We start from the raw sequence: 14,340 nt of genomic DNA on the forward strand, positions 1-14,340 counted from the left end.
AAATGAATAGAAAAGGCTGGAATTGATATCATAAAAGAGTTATAGTGAATTATTCCAAGGGAAACATTGTAAAGTAAGGAGAATGGAAATATGTCATATGAATTTTTACTCAAATTAGGTTTAGCACTCTTTTTAGGATTATTCATCGGGATAGATAGGCAGCTAAAGAATAAACCGCTTGGTGTGAAAACAAGTATGGTTATTTCTGTAGCAAGCTGTTTAATTACGATGGTTTCAATTGAAGCCGTACATGTATATTCTGTTCCAGGGCATACAAATATGGATCCAATGCGTCTAGCTGCTCAAATTGTGAGTGGTATTGGTTTTCTTGGCGCAGGTGTTATTTTACGAAGAAGTAATGATGTTATTTCCGGATTAACGACAGCTTCTATGGTGTGGGCTGCTTCAGCTTTAGGTATAGCAATTGGGGCGGGATTTTATTTACAAGCGACGGTTGCTATGATTTTAATTATTTTAGCAATTAACGTACTTCCACAACTTGTGAAAATCGCAGGTCCGTATTCATTAAGACAAAAGGATTTATCTATAAAAATTACTGTAAAAGAGCATCATGAGTTAGATGGTATATTTAAGCAAATCAAAAATTTAGGTATGCATGTGAAACGAGTGAAAATTAAAGATATAGATAGTGGAGCATTTCAGCAACTGGAGATGGTTATTTTAGCTCCAGAAGATTTATATACAACAGAGTTATATAGTTCCCTAAAAGAGATCGATCGAGTAGTCTCAGTTGAAGTGGAAAGTAGATAATTGTGAAAAAAGAGTGAAGTGTATTCACTCTTTTTTTATTTGGATTTTTAAGGGAATAAATTGATATAATGATGAGTAAACAAGGGGGAGAAATGATGGAAATACATATTAGAAGAGCAATAAAAGATGATATACCAGGTATAGCAAAGGTGCATGTTGATAGCTGGAAAACAACGTATAAAGGGATATTTGCTGACGAAATTTTAGAAAATATAACATATGAGCAAAGAGAAAAACAATGGGAAAACATTTTTCAGCAAGAAGATAAATACCAATATAGATTTGTAGCAGAGACATTAGATAGAACAATAATTGGGTTCATTGACGGAGGAGTGGAAAGAAGTGGTGCATATAATTGTGATGGGGAATTATATGCGATCTACCTTTTACAAGAGTATCAAGGAATGAAAATAGGCCAAAAGTTATTTCAAGGTTTTTTATCGGAATGTATAAACAATGATATGCAATCACTTTTAGTATGGGTTGTTACGAATAATCCTTCTAAAAAGTTTTATGAAAAATATAATCCGGAAAAAATTGATACGAAATTTTTAGAGAGACTAAATATAGAAGAAACAGCGTATTGTTGGAGAAATATAAATAATATTATTATGTAAACTTATTGTTTGAAAGAGGTATACCAATTAAGGTATACCTCTTTTGTTTAACTATTTTGAAGGGGATTACTAATGAAAAAAGTAAGTATGTAGTTTGAAATTGAGTATTTTTTTCGTGTATTTTTAACTAGATTAAAGAAAAGAGAGAAAACAAGAAAAATTAAATTAGATAAAAAAATTCTGAAATATACTATTGAATTGAATATCATTATCAATTAGAATCATAATTGATAACGATATTCAATTGTTGTTTATTATATAAAATTTCGATAGCTTTAATATAAAGAGGAGGACCAATATGCAGCATGCGAAACAAATCGCAGAACATGCAACATTACAAAGTTTTTTAAACTGTTATTTAAGGGAAACAGGGAGTGGAGAATGGATTACAGAGGATGAAAAAATGAAAAGTATCTTCAGTAATACGTTGAATAGAGATATAGTCCCCACATATTTATATTGTCGGCTATCGGCGCAGAACGTTACTTTGTATGGAGAAGTTATATATAAATCAGCAACAGATCGCCATTTGTTTGGAGAACAATTTTATTATCAAATGGGAGAAAATAAGAATGTTATAAAAGCAGATTACGTTACTGTTATTACGTTTTTAATAAAAGAAATGTCTATGAATTATGGGGATGGTACAAATCCCGCTGAACTTATGGTCCGTGTCATTCAAAGTTGTCAAAATATTGAAGTTTTTTTAAAGGAACGGATAGAAGAAACATCAAAATTATATGGTTTCCATACATCCTTTATAGAGGCGGAGCAATCATTATTATTTGGACATTTAACTCATCCAACCCCAAAGAGTAGACAAGGTATTTTGGAATGGAAAAGCGCAATGTATTCTCCAGAATTAAAAGGAGAATGTCAGCTTCATTATTTTAGGGCACATAAAAGTATAGTAAAGGAAAAATCATTATTATTTGATTCTACAACAGTAATTCTAAAAGAAGAGTTATGTAATGATGAGATGGTGAGTCAGGAATTTATATCGAAATATTGTAAGGAAGATGAATATTCATTACTTCCAATTCATCCGCTTCAGGCAGAATGGCTATTACACCAATCTTACGTACAGGATTGGTTAAATCAAGGAGTACTTGAATATATCGGTCCGGCCGGTAAGTATTATATGGCAACATCATCACTTAGGACGTTATATCATCCCCACTCAAAATATATGCTTAAGTTTTCATTTCCAGTAAAAGTAACAAATTCAATGCGCATTAATAAATTGAAGGAACTAGAAAGTGGTCTGGAAGGAAAGGAAATGCTAAATACAGGGATTGGTGAAGTGATAGAAAAATTTCCGGGTTTTGATTTTATTTGTGATCCAGCATTTATTACATTAAATTACGGGGCAGAAGAATCTGGATTTGAAGTAATTATACGAGAGAATCCTTTTTATAGCGAACATGCAGATGACGTTACTTTAATAGCTGGACTAGTTCAAGATGCTATACCTGGAGAACGTACTCGTTTATCAAATATTATTCATCGACTAGCAGATGTAGAAAGTAGAAGCTGCGAAGAAGTCAGTTTAGAGTGGTTCAGACGATATATGAATATTTCTTTAAAGCCGATGGTATGGATGTACTTACGGTATGGTGTTGCATTAGAAGCTCATCAGCAAAATAGTGTTGTTCAGCTAAAGGACGGTTATCCGGTCAAATATTATTTCCGTGATAATCAAGGTTTTTATTTCTGCAATTCAATGAAAGAAGTGCTTAATAAGGAGTTAACTGGTATTGGAGAACGTACTGGAAATCTATATGACGATTATATTGTAGATGAAAGATTTCGTTACTATTTAATTTTCAATCATATGTTTGGCCTCATTAACGGTTTTGGCACAGCAGGATTAATTAAGGAGGAAATTCTTCTCTCTGAATTAAGATCTGTACTTGAATCGTTCCTTCCTTATAACCGTGAACCTTCTACCTTTTTAAGAGAATTGTTGGAAGAGGATAAGTTGGCATGTAAAGCAAATTTATTAACGAGATTTTTTGATGTCGATGAGTTAAGTAATCCATTAGAACAAGCAATTTACGTACAGGTACAGAATCCGCTCGTTAGAGAAGTGGCTGTTCGTTCATAAATAGCGTTAAAATTTCACGTAATACAAATAATGGTATTTCTCGTAAGGTGGAGGGGGGAATAACGGTGGACATGTATCATACGAAAATTTTGAAGGCGCTCCAATCAGAAGATTACATTTCAGTGCGAAGAAGGGTGTTACGTCAATTAGTAGAGTCGTTAATTTATGAGGGGATCATTACGCCAGTTCGCATTGAAAACGAAGAACAAATTCTTTTTCTTATACAAGGACTTGATGAAGACAACAAAAGTGTCACGTATAAATGTTACGGAAGAGAACGAATGACATTTGGACGTATCTCTATAGAGTCATTAATTGTAAGAGTTCAAGAGGAACAACAAGAAATACAATCAGTCTCGCAATTTTTGGAAGAAGTTTTTCGAGTTGTTAACGTGGAACAAACGAAATTAGATTCTTTCATTCATGAATTAGAGCAAACGATATTTAAAGATACGATTGCACAATATGAAAGACATAATAAGGTGGAATATACTCAAAAATCGTACGATGACTTTGAAAGCCATTTAATAGACGGTCATCCATATCATCCTAGCTATAAAGCACGCATTGGATTTCAATATCGTGACAATTTTCAATATGGATATGAATTTATGAGGCCAATAAAACTCATATGGATTGCAGCGCATAAGAAATATGCGGCTGTAGGTTATGAAAATGAAGTGATATACGGTGATACTTTAAAAGTAGAAATTGGTGAGCAGAAAATAGAAGAATATATGAATTATATTCGAAGTTTAGGATGTAATCCGGAACAGTATGTATTCATTCCAGTGCATCCGTGGCAGTGGGAAAACTTTATTATTCCGAATTATGTTGATCATATACAGGATAAAAATATTATTTATTTAGGACAATCAGCGGATGATTATTGTGCGCAACAATCGATGAGGACGTTAAGAAATGTTACGTATCCAAAGAGGCCATATGTAAAGTTATCGCTGAACATACTTAACACTTCAACACTCCGTACGCTGAAACCATATTCAGTTGTGAGTGCACCAGTTATATCGAATTGGTTAAGTGATATCGTATGTCGGGATTCTTATTTAAGGGATGAATCGCGCATTATTTTGTTAAAAGAATTTTCGAGTGTAACGTATGATACGAATAAGAAAGCCACATATGGTTCATTAGGATGCATTTGGCGTGAAAGCGTACATAAATATTTAGATGAGCAAGAGGATGCGGTTCCTTTTAACGGTTTATATGCAAAAGAGAAAGGCGACACACCAGTTATTGATACATGGTTAAGCAAATATGGGATAGAAAATTGGCTACGATTACTGATTCAAAAAGCGATTATTCCAGTTATACATCTTGTTGTAGAGCATGGGGTGGCATTAGAATCACACGGACAAAATATGATTTTAGTTCATAAAGAAGGGCTACCTGTCCGTATTGCATTAAAGGATTTCCATGAAGGACTTGAGTTTTATCGTCCATTCTTAAAAGAAGTTACTAAATGTCCGGACTTTACTAAAATGCATAAAACGTATGCAAATGGAAAAATGAATGATTTCTTTGAAATGGGTCGTATTGAATGTTTACAAGAGATGGTATTAGATGCACTGTTCTTATTTAATGCAGGAGAATTAGCTTTCGTACTTGCGGATGAATATTCTTGGAAAGAAGAAAGTTTTTGGAAGATAGTTGTCGAAGAAATTGAAAATCATTTTAGGAAATATCTACACTTGAAAGATAGATTTGAAAGTATTCAGCTATACACTCCTACATTCTATGCTGAGCAATTAACGAAGCGTCGATTATATATGGATGTGGAATCGCTCGTTCATGAAGTTCCAAATCCATTGTATAGAGCAAGACAATTAAACAAACAAAATTCAGTTGTTACAGGGGGAAATTATGCTAATCGTTAATAAAGAAGAGTATAGCAAAAGTGATTTTGATTTGAGGTTACAAGTTTATGAGGAAATAGAGCAATTTCAAGAAGCAGAAGGAAAGAGATTTGCGCTTTGTCTGAAAGCTCCATTCGATATTATTACGCTTGTGTTTTTCTTAAAAGAAAAGAAAGCCTCAGTATTACTTATACATGAAGATACGCCAAAAGAAACGGCTATTGAAATGGCAAAGCGTGCAAATTGTATTGGAATTTTATATGGAGAATATAGCGGTTTTACGAAATTAGAAGTAGCGAACTCTTTAGTAGAAGAGGCTTCTTTATTGCAATATAGTTCTGGAACTACGGGAGAGCCAAAACTGATTCGTAGAGTATGGACGGAAGTGGATACAGAAATTGCTGCTTATAATGAAACTTTAAACTGTGAAGTAGATGAAGTACCAATCGTTATGGCTCCTGTTTCGCATTCATACGGACTCATATGTGGTACGTTATCTGCAATTACACGGGGAAGCAAACCTATCATCATTACGAATAAAAACCCTAAATTCGCATTAAATATCGTTCGCCATACAGAAAAACATATCATATATGCAGTACCACTTATGTTACATATTATGGGGAGTTTCCCGCAAGGAACGTATCAGTTTCATAAAATTATGACATCTGGAGCACCTTTGCCAGAAGCATTATTTTATAAACTAAAAGAAACGACAACATATATGATGCAGCAATATGGTTGTTCTGAAGCAGGTTGTATTAGTATATGTCATGATATGAAAAGCCATTTAGATTTAGGGAAGCCACTACCTCATGCGAGTATAAGCATCGGTTCAGATGAAAATATGCCTGAAGAAATCGTAGTGAAAATGAACGATAAGGAAATTTTCACGAAAGATTTGGGGTATAAGACGGAGCGAGGCCTTCATTTTATGGGGCGCATGGATGATGTGATTAACGTTTCAGGATTAAAAGTCTTTCCTATAGAGGTAGAAGAAACGATGCTTCGACTAGCAGGGGTTCAAGAGGCAATTGTATATCGGGGGAAACATCCTGTGATGGGCGAAATAGTTAAAGCGAAAGTAATCTCTCATATTGATCCAGTTCGAATAAGAGAATGGTGTATGCAGCATTTACCAGCTTATAAAGTTCCGCATGAGATTGAAAGTGTAACTGAAATTCCGAAAAATAAAACTGGAAAAGTGAGTAGAAAGTTACTAGAGATGGGAGAGGTTACAGCATGAGACGTGAAATATTAAAAAATGAAGTGTTGAAAATTATGAAAGAAAAAATGGAACTAAAAAATGTAACGCATTTAGAAGAAACGATGCGTTTAAACCAAGATTTATATATAGATTCGGTAATGATATTACAACTCATAGTTTACATAGAAATGGATGTAAAGCTATGCGTTCCAGAGGATGAGGTAGATCCAAAAGCGTTTCTTACTGTAGGATCTTTGCTTGATTTTATGGAGGAGTTACAACCGGTATAAGAAGTAAATGTGAATAATTAACCTTTAGGAAAGTGGATGAGAATATGACTTCAATTAAAGTTCACTGTTTAGTGAGTTGTTTTTGCGAAATTATAAAAAGGCGTAGCGATATTGATTTTCGTCCCTTTTATTTCGGACTATGGGACGGCGATTTTGATATAACAGAAGGCGGCATTATATCGTATCACTCCGAAAATATTAACCACGATAATTATTTATTATGGTATGAAAAGTTGTATGGCATAAAAGTGAACGAATGGTATGATCATGCAAAAGATAAGGATAGCAATGTAGAAACGTTTTTACAATTAGTAGAAAACAAGCCAGAAAATCGCTATGTCATTGTAATGGTTGATATGTCTCTATTACCTGAGAGGGAAAATAAATTCCATCAAAAACCGTTTCCGCATTATTTAATGATATCGAAGACAGAGAAAGAAGAAGAATGGTTCATGCTAGATCCTGATTTTCGCTGGGAAGGGAATATGGAAAGAGAAAAAGTACTTCACTCTGTTCGAGATAACCCATTTGGCGGAGGGTATTTCATTGATATAGAAGAAATTCAGGAGCCAACAGAAGAAATGGTAGCGAGTTATTTCATAGAAACTTTCAAAAGAAACGATAATGAATTGACTATGGAGCTGAAAAATTTAATTATAAAAATGGCAAATGAAGAAGAAGGGTATTCGCTTTCTAGTCTTGTAGCGGCAGTCAAACAAATACCAGTACTTGCAATTCGTAAATATAGTTATGAACATGCCTTTGCGTACTTCCGTGAAACGTTGCAATATTCGGAGCAAGAGTTTGATTATTGGTGTGATCGGGTAGAAGATATTGTACAAGGATTTACAAATGTACAGTATCGTGCAATTAAAATGGCAATGATGAATAATAAGGGTATGTTATTAGCAATTGTTGAAAAGCTTGATGAAATGAATACAATTGAATTGCAAATAAAGGCTGAATTAGAGAGACAGTTTTTATTATGGAAAGAAATGAAAATAAACGAGTCTGTCTTAGCATTAAAAAAATCTAACTGAATTTAAGATAGGGGAGTGAGAACCTATGAAATATTCATTATGTACTATTTCCTTTCGTCATCAATTAATTTCATTTACTGATATTGTTCAATTTGCGTATGACAACGGTTTTGAAGGAATTGAATTGTGGGGGACTCATGCACGAAATTTGTATATGCAAGAGTATGAAACGACAGAACGAGAATTGAATTGTTTAAAGAATAAAAACTTGGAAATTACAATGATAAGTGATTACTTAGACATATCATTATCGGCAGATTTTGAAAAAATGATAGAGAAATGTGAACAACTTGCAATACTAGCTGATTGGTTTAAAACGAACAAAATTCGTACGTTTGCTGGACAAAAAGGTAGCAGAGCTTTCTCAGAGCAGGAGAGAAAAGAATATGTGAATCGTATTCGCATCATTTGTGAAGTATTTGCTCAGCATAATATATATGTACTTTTAGAAACACATCCAAATACGTTAACGGATACGTTGCCTTCTACTTTGGAATTATTAGGTGAAGTAGATCATCCGAATCTGAAAATAAACCTGGATTTTCTTCATATATGGGAGTCGGGAGCAAATCCAATAGACAGCTTCCATCGACTAAAGCCGTGGATACAACATTACCATTTTAAGAATATATCGTCAGCAGATTATTTACATGTGTTTGAACCTAATAATGTATATGCAGCAGCGGGAAGTCGAATTGGTATGGTTCCATTATTTGAAGGTGTCGTAAATTATGATGAGATTATTCAGGAAGTGAGAGATACTGACCATTTCGCTTCACTCGAATGGTTTGGGCATAATGCGAAAGATATATTAAAAGAAGAAATGAAAGTATTAATAAATAGAAATTTAGAAGTAGTAACTTCTTAATATAAAATGATGTAAGAGTCTCTCATTGTAGAGACTCTTTTTTTAAAAATATAAATAACCAAAAATTACCATGTATTTAAATTAAAATTTAACACAATTTATATATAAATAAGGAGGTGATTGGTAATGGCTAGAAATCGTAATTCTAATCAATTAGCATCACATGGAGCACAAGCAGCTTTAGATCAAATGAAATATGAAATTGCACAAGAGTTTGGTGTACAACTTGGAGCTGACACTTCTTCACGTGCAAACGGTTCTGTAGGCGGTGAAATTACAAAACGTCTAGTAGCGATGGCAGAACAACAACTTGGTGGCGGATATACTCGCTAATTGTAGAAGGTTATAGGAGAAAGGAAGGATTCTTCCTTTCTTTTTTTTTCAATTAATTGGTATGGATATATTGCGGATTGGATTCAAAGAATAGAAATAATACTATATTTTCCCCAATTTCTTTTGTTGTAAATGGGAAGTAGTAAAGATGTAATAGCCCTGGTGGAATGAAACATTGCGTTCCAGCAGGGCTATTATATGGTAAGAAATATACGATGAAAGGGTTCCGAAGCCAACATGTTAAAAAAAGAAAACTGTTGTTTGATTGCGCTTGCATCAGTTCCACTTGTTATGACATTAGGAAATTCAATGCTCATTCCAATCCTACCGACTATCGAAAAGAAATTACATATTTCATCGTTTCAAGTATCCATGATTATTACAATTTATTCTATTGTAGCCATTTTACTTATACCGATTGCTGGTTATTTATCAGATAGATGGGGACGAAAGATGGTAATGGTTCCGAGTTTGCTAATTGCGGCTATAGGAGGAGCGATAACTGGTTGGGTATCTTGGAAAGTTGATAATCCCTACACTTGGATATTGATCGGTAGAGCGATTCAAGGTATTGGTGCTGCTGGTGCAATGCCAGTTGTTATACCGTGTGTTGGTGATTTATACAAAGATGAAAAACAAGTTAGTACAGGTTTAGGAATCATTGAAACATCCAATACATTTGGAAAAGTGTTGAGCCCTATTTTAGGATCTGCTCTTGCTGCCATTGTATGGTTCTTACCATTTTGGGCGATTCCAGTTTTATGTGTAGTAGCAATTGTTTTATTACTTGTTCTAGTAAAGGCAAAGAAACAAGAAGGAGAAGTACCACCACTTAAAGAGTTTATAAAATCTATTCTCTCTACGTTTCGAGAAAAGGGAAGATGGTTGATTGCCATTTTTGTATTAGGTGCAATTATTATGCTTATTTTATTCGGAATTCTCTTTTATTTGTCGACTATACTGGAATCAAAGTATGACATTCATGGTATATGGAAAGGGTGTGTACTCGCTATTCCGTTACTTGTACTCTCACTTAGTTCATATATGGCCGGTAAAAAAATTGGAGATAATCAAAATGTGATGAAGAAGTGTATTTATATTGGATTTTTAATGGCTTCTGCTTCAGTCATTATTCCTTTATTTATAAAAGGAATCTATTTATTACTTCTTTGTCTCGTTGTTATGGGAATCGGAATTGGTATGGCACTCCCATGTTTAGATGCTTTAATTACACAAGGGATTGAAAAGGAGCAAAGGGGGACAGTTACGTCATTTTATAGTTCCATGCGATTTATCGGTGTAGCAGCTGGACCACCTCTATACTCTTTTTTCATGAAAGGTGCTGACCATGAAGTGTTTTATTTAACAAGTATATTCGCTGGTATTGGTGCTGTTATAGCGATCATTTGGATTAAACCAGCAAAAGATGCAAAGAACGTAAAACAAAAACCGGAACCTACTTCATAATTTGTAAGGGAATTGCACGATGTTTTATAGATCATGCAATTCTCTTTCGTTCATTAAGAATAAATCACTTGTGTTAACATATAAAGTGCGACACCCCATATGATGAGACCCGAAAACTTATTTAATAATACGATTGTCTTTCCAGTTGAGTCTATTCTTTTTAGAAATTTCCCCGCTAAAGCTAAGCTTATAAACCAAATCCAAGAAACGATAATAGTTGCCAGTGTGAAAGCCCATTTCTCACTTCCTATGTATTGAATAGAATTTGTTCCAATTACACCGATTGTATCTAAAATTGCATGTGGATTTAATAACGAAACCGATGCAGCGAAAAGGATTTGCTTTTTTAATGGCATGTTGTTTTCTTGTTTTATATCGTTGGAAGGGTTACTTTTCCAAATAACAAAGCCCATATAAAGGAGAAAGAAAAATCCAATTATATATAACGTGTTAGTTAGCCAAGAAAAAGTAAGGAGTACAAGGGAGACACCCTGCACCGCAATTAATATGAGTAACGTATCACATATAGAGGCAGTTAATACTACAGGAGCTACTCTCCAAATGTTTGGTTGGCTCGCACCTTGGTTAAAGACGAAAACATTTTGGACACCTAATGGAATGATAAGGCCAAATGCAAGAATGATACCATGAATAATTGCTTCACTCATCATATTACCTCCTATTTAAATTTATTATGATAGTGTATATTGTATAGAAGAAATGAAAATTTGTATCCATCCATATGGTTGGGGAGGTTACCAACCAAAAAGAATATAAGGTGATATGATGGAAAGATTCGTTTGGAAACCGAATATATCTATAGCGACACCTCTGTATAAACAAATAGAAACGTATATAAAAGAAAGAATCGTTAATGGAGAATGGACTGTTGGAACGAAATTACCTTCACAAAGAGATTTGGCACATACATTTGGTGTGAACCGGAGTACAATTGTAATGGCTTTTGATGAGCTAGTGGCAAAGGGATACATTGAAGGGAATGGCAGGAAAGGAACAATTGTTGTAAATAATAATGTGAATACCTTAGCTTACGCCCCGCCACCTAATTGGCAGTCTTACGTAGAAACAGGGCTTCATTATCCGAACCTTCCTGCTATTCAAGAGATTAATCAAGCTGAATTTTATCCTCATGTAATTCGTTTAGGAACAGGTGAGCTCGCGCCAAGTCTTTTACCTGAAAAAAAGATGAAAGATATTATGAATAAGCTTTTAAAGTCGAGCATGATACTTGGGTATGAAGAACCGAAAGGTAATTTCTATTTAAGGAAGAAAATTGCGGACTATTTAAAAGGACATGGTGTATATGTAACTCCTGATTCTATATTAATTGTTTCAGGAGCAATTCAAGCTTTGCAACTTATTTCTATGGGACTTCTTCCAAAAGGGGCATCTATCTTATTAGAAAAACCATCTTATTTATATTCGCTTAATGTTTTTCAATCAGCAGGAATGCGCTTAATTGGTATACCGATGGATGAGAATGGTTTACATGCATCATATATTACGAAATATAAGAAGCAATTTAATGCATCTATTTTATATACAATCCCGTCTTTTCATAATCCGACGAACTTTAGTATGAATGAAAAGAAACGAATAGAAGTGATGGAAATATGTAACGAAATTGGATTGCCTATTATAGAAGACGCGGTGTATCAAGACTTATGGTTTGATGGGCCTGTTTCAAAACCTTTAAAAGCATATGATAAAAATGGGATTGTACTACATATTGGGAGTATGTCTAAAGTCATTAGTCCAGGATTAAGAATTGGATGGATTGTTGGATCAGAGCCAGTCATTCAAAGATTGGCAGACATAAAGATGCAAACAGATTATGGTTCAAGTTCTATATCCCAACAAATTGCAGCGGAATGGTTTACAGATGGGTTATATGATGAACAATTACAGTTTGTAAGAACTAAGTTGAAAAAGCGCAGAGATTTTATGATACAAATGTTAAAGAAATATTGTCATGATATAGCAACTTGGTATGAACCGTCAGGTGGTTTTTATATTTGGTTACATATGAATGTATCCGTTTTGAACCGTAGCTTATTTGACAAAGCATTGAAAGAAAAGATTTTATTAAATCCAGGTACTTTGTATGATAGAAGTGCAAACCAATTTTTGCGTCTATCCTATTCATACGCAACGTTAGAAGAAATTGAAATAGGTATAAAAAAACTTGCAAAATTAATGAAAAAGTAAGAGGAGAAAGTAATGAAACAATATGTAATTTGCCAAATTATTAATGGAGAAAAATATTTAGCTGCTTATGCAGAAACGATGCAGGATGCAATTGAAAAAGCAGAATTGTTAGGATTGCGAACAGGAAATCGATACACTGTTATTACTGCGGAGGAAGCGGAAGGGTTAACGTATCCTTAAGCAATGTATAATAATTATGTAGGAAGTAAATAAGCCTAGTAATCTATGATATTACTAGGCTTATTTTTTTTGAAAGTGTTATGTGTTCTCATATGAAAAATAATAGTATTATGAGTCAAGTTGACGGAAATACCGTTTTGTTGTTCGGTCCTGATTTCCATTTCTATATGCATCAATATATTGTCTGAAGTTCCAAGATTGTAAAAACTTATTTGCGGCGTTATAGCCAGAATTGTAAAGCCACTCTTTTTCTTCCTTTGATAAATCGAAGTTTGTACTTGTAATGGACCCAGTCGGAATTGTAATCGTTCTTGCTTTTGATTCCTTATCTAAATGACGTAAATCATGGGCTTGCATCATAGTTTTAAATAGTCCTTTGAACATCGAGATAGGCTCGTTATAGTGGGCTGGATCAGCTTGAATTTCATCTTTTACGAAATGAAACCCAAAAGTCGGCCAGCGAGGAGAGGTAGGTGAGTCGAAAATCCAAATAGGATAATTACTTAAAATCCCTCCATCAACCATATAACAAGGTTGTTTCCATTTTGGGGTTCTCCATTTTACCGGTTCAAAGAAGAAGGGGATTGTACTACTCATTCTTACAGCTTTAGCAATAGAGAAGCGATAATTTAAAAATCCGTAGTTTGGCAAATCATCGGGGAAGACAACCATTTTACCATTACTTATATCAGAAGCGATAATTTTAAGCTTATTTAAATCAGGTAAATCAGTAAATAAGTGAACTCCTTTTTTTCGAAGTAATTCTTCAATCCATTCTTCTATAAAAACATTAGAGTAAATACCAAGAGTAGTCCATGCACTTAATCCTTTGCCGATAAACGGGATTCTGTCAATAAAGGTTTTTTTCGTAAATTTATTATAATCAATATCAGTTATAATTGTTTTTAACTCTGAACAAGAATACCCTGCTGCTAGGAGCGCTGCGATAATGGAACCAGCTGATGTTCCAGCTACACGCTCCCATTCATAGCCTTTTTCAGCTAACGCGCAAATTGCCCCTACATGCGCAATTCCGCGTACACCGCCTCCTTCAAAAACACCATCAATTTTCATTAAACATACTTCCTTTCGAATAAAAGATTTGGAAATGGCAAAAAAGCACGTATTGTACGTGCTTTTTTACAATAGTTTTTAAATTTACTAGCAGCCTACAAAGCCGCCCCAACAGCTAGCTCCGATGATGATTAGAAGGATAAATAAAACGATTAATAAAGCGAAACCTCCATAACCACATCCACCACAACTACCGCCGTAACCGTAACCGCCGCAACTATATCCGTAACCCATGTGGAATTCCTCCTTAAATTAAAAATAAAAATGAACGAGGGGAAAA

15 protein-coding genes are annotated in these 14,340 nt (G+C 34.2%); 12 read left to right on the top strand and 3 right to left on the bottom strand.

What is annotated here, in order from left to right; genetic code table 11:
* Window positions 1-90: 90 nt before the first annotated feature.
* From ACHZK0_RS09735 to ACHZK0_RS09780, 10 genes are all read left to right on the top strand, one after another.
* A complete protein-coding gene (locus ACHZK0_RS09735) occupies window positions 91-771 on the top strand; it encodes an MgtC/SapB family protein (protein WP_000119503.1) in 681 nt (226 codons plus the stop codon).
* 95 nt (window positions 772-866) lie between these two features.
* Window positions 867-1,388 carry a GNAT family N-acetyltransferase gene (locus ACHZK0_RS09740; protein WP_262742449.1) on the top strand — a complete coding sequence of 174 codons (522 nt, stop codon included), beginning with the start codon at window positions 867-869 and terminating at the stop codon, window positions 1,386-1,388.
* A 298-nt stretch (window positions 1,389-1,686) separates the two neighbouring features.
* Window positions 1,687-3,495 carry an IucA/IucC family protein gene (locus ACHZK0_RS09745; RefSeq protein ID WP_270341099.1) on the top strand — a complete coding sequence of 603 codons (1,809 nt, stop codon included), beginning with the start codon at window positions 1,687-1,689 and terminating at the stop codon, window positions 3,493-3,495.
* A gap of 59 nt (window positions 3,496-3,554) precedes the next feature.
* Window positions 3,555-5,393 carry an IucA/IucC family protein gene (locus ACHZK0_RS09750; protein ID WP_262741905.1) on the top strand — a complete coding sequence of 613 codons (1,839 nt, stop codon included), beginning with the start codon at window positions 3,555-3,557 and terminating at the stop codon, window positions 5,391-5,393.
* A complete protein-coding gene (locus ACHZK0_RS09755) occupies window positions 5,380-6,618 on the top strand; it encodes an AMP-binding protein (protein WP_395761483.1) in 1,239 nt (412 codons plus the stop codon). The genes ACHZK0_RS09750 and ACHZK0_RS09755 overlap by 14 nt, the downstream gene beginning before the upstream one ends.
* On the top strand, window positions 6,615-6,869 hold the full coding sequence (gene asbD, locus ACHZK0_RS09760; protein ID WP_262741872.1) for a petrobactin biosynthesis protein AsbD: 255 nt from the start codon (window positions 6,615-6,617) through the stop codon (window positions 6,867-6,869). The genes ACHZK0_RS09755 and asbD overlap by 4 nt, the downstream gene beginning before the upstream one ends.
* Before the next feature lie 44 nt (window positions 6,870-6,913).
* Complete coding sequence (gene asbE, locus ACHZK0_RS09765; RefSeq protein WP_270606294.1) at window positions 6,914-7,909, top strand: petrobactin biosynthesis protein AsbE; 996 nt, start codon at window positions 6,914-6,916, stop codon at window positions 7,907-7,909.
* 25 nt (window positions 7,910-7,934) lie between these two features.
* On the top strand, window positions 7,935-8,777 hold the full coding sequence (locus ACHZK0_RS09770) for a sugar phosphate isomerase/epimerase family protein (protein WP_395761484.1): 843 nt from the start codon (window positions 7,935-7,937) through the stop codon (window positions 8,775-8,777).
* A gap of 126 nt (window positions 8,778-8,903) precedes the next feature.
* Complete coding sequence (locus tag ACHZK0_RS09775) at window positions 8,904-9,110, top strand: alpha/beta-type small acid-soluble spore protein (RefSeq protein ID WP_000113545.1); 207 nt, start codon at window positions 8,904-8,906, stop codon at window positions 9,108-9,110.
* 237 nt (window positions 9,111-9,347) lie between these two features.
* Window positions 9,348-10,577 carry an MFS transporter gene (locus ACHZK0_RS09780; RefSeq protein ID WP_262741876.1) on the top strand — a complete coding sequence of 410 codons (1,230 nt, stop codon included), beginning with the start codon at window positions 9,348-9,350 and terminating at the stop codon, window positions 10,575-10,577.
* 53 nt (window positions 10,578-10,630) lie between these two features.
* On the opposite strand, the gene ACHZK0_RS09785 is transcribed toward ACHZK0_RS09780, so the two are convergent.
* A complete protein-coding gene (locus ACHZK0_RS09785) occupies window positions 10,631-11,245 on the bottom strand; it encodes a LysE/ArgO family amino acid transporter (protein WP_395761485.1) in 615 nt (204 codons plus the stop codon).
* 118 nt (window positions 11,246-11,363) lie between these two features.
* Between ACHZK0_RS09785 and ACHZK0_RS09790 the strand changes: the two genes are divergently transcribed.
* Both ACHZK0_RS09790 and ACHZK0_RS09795 read left to right on the top strand, forming a co-directional pair.
* Entirely contained in the window at window positions 11,364-12,806 is a 1,443-nt protein-coding gene (locus tag ACHZK0_RS09790) for a PLP-dependent aminotransferase family protein (RefSeq protein ID WP_270606295.1), read from the top strand.
* A gap of 12 nt (window positions 12,807-12,818) precedes the next feature.
* Window positions 12,819-12,986 (top strand): DUF3933 family protein, encoded by a 168-nt coding sequence (locus ACHZK0_RS09795; RefSeq protein WP_061676491.1) that lies wholly within the window; start codon window positions 12,819-12,821, stop codon window positions 12,984-12,986.
* 108 nt (window positions 12,987-13,094) lie between these two features.
* On the opposite strand, the gene ACHZK0_RS09800 is transcribed toward ACHZK0_RS09795, so the two are convergent.
* Both ACHZK0_RS09800 and ACHZK0_RS09805 read right to left on the bottom strand, forming a co-directional pair.
* Entirely contained in the window at window positions 13,095-14,060 is a 966-nt protein-coding gene (locus tag ACHZK0_RS09800) for a patatin-like phospholipase family protein (RefSeq protein ID WP_262741879.1), read from the bottom strand.
* Window positions 14,061-14,147: 87 nt separating this feature from the next.
* On the bottom strand, window positions 14,148-14,294 hold the full coding sequence (locus ACHZK0_RS09805) for a YjcZ family sporulation protein (RefSeq protein ID WP_000540425.1): 147 nt from the start codon (window positions 14,292-14,294) through the stop codon (window positions 14,148-14,150).
* Window positions 14,295-14,340 lie beyond the last annotated feature (46 nt).

It is taken from the genome of Bacillus sp. 3G2 (assembly GCF_044324725.1).
GTDB lineage: Bacteria > Bacillota > Bacilli > Bacillales > Bacillaceae_G > Bacillus_A > Bacillus_A mobilis.